This is a genomic window from Hymenobacter lapidarius, assembly GCF_001816145.1.
In the GTDB taxonomy this organism is placed as follows: Bacteria; Bacteroidota; Bacteroidia; order Cytophagales; family Hymenobacteraceae; genus Hymenobacter; species Hymenobacter lapidarius.
On the sequence record NZ_MDZB01000017.1, the window covers coordinates 1 to 1,907 of the forward strand.

Consider the following 1,907-nt stretch of genomic DNA (forward strand, 5'->3'; position numbering starts at 1 on the left):
AGGCGCTCGGCGCGTTTCAGCTCGGCGGTGAGGGTCTGGCTCAGGGCATCGAGCACGGTGAGGCGGCGCTCTACTTCGGCTACGATTTCGGCTTGCTCGACTAAGGGCGGGAGGGGGACAGGAATTGCTTCAATAGTAGGCGCATTGATATTTGGACGACCTACACCTGCTCCGCCTTTCAGCAAAGCGCCTATTCCATTTGGTGACTTTAGAAAGAGAAAAGAGTAGTCGACCAGTGCTTTCATGACAAGTCGATATTGAATCAAATATGCTCCTGGTATAGCGTCAATATCATCATTGAAGACTGCCAAAGTGCCAAGGCTTCCGGTTCGGGTGATTAATAAGTCGCCCTTAACAACTTTGTATTTCTCGAAATCCGATGCTGATAAGTTGATTTTAGGAGTTGACGACAAATCGACTTTGCCAGAATCGTTGATGTCAGTAGTCCTTAAAACACTAATGCCAGTTGGAGCATAGTCATCACTCGAAAATCGAGGACCGTAAAGTGAAAAAGATTTTAAGAACCCGAGATTAGACCAAACCCAGCTTTTTGGCAAAGCGGGAAGGCTTGAAGTATCTACTTCTACCGCTTCAGGCTCTTCGTATTTCGATTTCCAGGCATCGTTCAGCGGGAGTTAGCCGCCGCGCTTGGTGACTTGGGCGGCTTCCCACTGCGCCCGGCGCTCGGCGCGGATGCGGGTGAGCAGGGCTTCGCCGGTTTCGGTGGGGGCGGGGTGGGCTTCGCGCCAGGCGCGGGTGAGCTCGCCGGTCACGGCCGCGTGCAGCACCGATTGGCGGTAGCGTTTCAGCAGGGCCTGGCTGCGGCGCACGGCCGCCACGCCCGCATCGAGCCGGCTGAACAGCTCCTCCAGCTTCGCCACGATGCGGCGCTGCTCGGGCAGGGGCGGGAGGGGCAGTGGAATCTCAGAAATTGAGCGCGACGAAAGATGCTTAACCGTCACGGCTGAAGTGACTTTGTGTATCGCCTTCAGGTAGCCGGGGAGTGAGAAAAACAGGAATTTGAAGTCAAACAACTCCGTATTCAACTGAATTCGACAAACCCGCTGATTCAACAAGCTGGCCGGACCATTCCAGATAGCTGATTTGAAATCTCCATCCATGCCAACCAGTAAGTCACCGGCGTTTACAACAAATTCGCTGGGATACTCTCCACGGTAAAAAGTGTCTGAAGCATCTTCTCCCACGTCCCGGATGCGAATAAGGGGCATGCCATCCGGGGTTGGTGAAAACAGTTCTGACTTAAAAGGGAAGCCGTTTTGAATAGTGGCAATCTTACCAAGTTCAATTCTTTCCCATGTAGTGTGGGTGGCTAAAATGGAGTCGTCGGATTGTGAGACGATGTCACTTACTGCTATACCTAAAGACATTTTTCTAAGTCAATTATTCCTTACGCGGCCAGGGCCTCGTTCAATTCGTCCACGATGGCCTGCAAATCGGCCCCGAATACCTGGCGGGCGCGGCTGTAGCCGCCCAGGTCCACGAAGGGCGGCAGGGTGAAGTCTTCGGCCTCCACGCTCAGGGAGGTGGCCACCTTGTCGCGCATCAGGCCCAGCCAGTGCTGCTGCTCGGGGCTGAAGGCGCGGCCGGCCTGCTGCTGCCGGGCGAGCCAGGCCCCGAACCGCTCCGCCACCGTGAGGGGGTAGGCGGTGAGCGTCTCGGTCTGGTGCAGGGCGAAGCGCACCAGGCTGATGAGGTTGGTGAGTAGGGTGCGGGGGCCGGCCCCGCGCACCCGCGCCTTTTCGAGCTGCTCGTAGGCCGTCCAGAGGTGCTCGGGGGTGAGCTGGGGGTTGTCGAGGCGCAGGGCCAGGGCCAGCTCCCGAATCTGGGCAAACGTGACGGCCCGGCGGGCGTAGGGCTGGTTGTGCAGCAGCTGCAGGGCCGTAATC

Annotated in this window: 3 protein-coding genes; all 3 read right to left on the minus strand. The window is 57.2% G+C overall.

Annotated features, from left to right (window positions below):
• Window positions 1-557 (minus strand): restriction endonuclease subunit S (locus tag BEN47_RS19975; RefSeq protein ID WP_193427118.1); only part of this gene is annotated, 557 nt, incomplete at its 3' end.
• 78 nt (window positions 558-635) lie between these two features.
• Window positions 636-1,388: a restriction endonuclease subunit S gene (locus tag BEN47_RS19980; protein ID WP_083321965.1), complete on the minus strand. Its 753-nt coding sequence runs from the start codon at window positions 1,386-1,388 to the stop codon at window positions 636-638.
• A gap of 20 nt (window positions 1,389-1,408) precedes the next feature.
• A partial coding sequence (locus tag BEN47_RS00685) for a type I restriction-modification enzyme R subunit C-terminal domain-containing protein (RefSeq protein ID WP_317039442.1) occupies window positions 1,409-1,907 on the minus strand: 499 nt, incomplete at its 5' end.

Excerpts from the sequence above, each read along its gene's own strand:
- BEN47_RS19980 (WP_083321965.1), bottom strand. The coding sequence starts at position 1,388 with ATGTCTTTAGGTATAGCAGTAAGTGACATCGTCTCACAATCCGACGAC.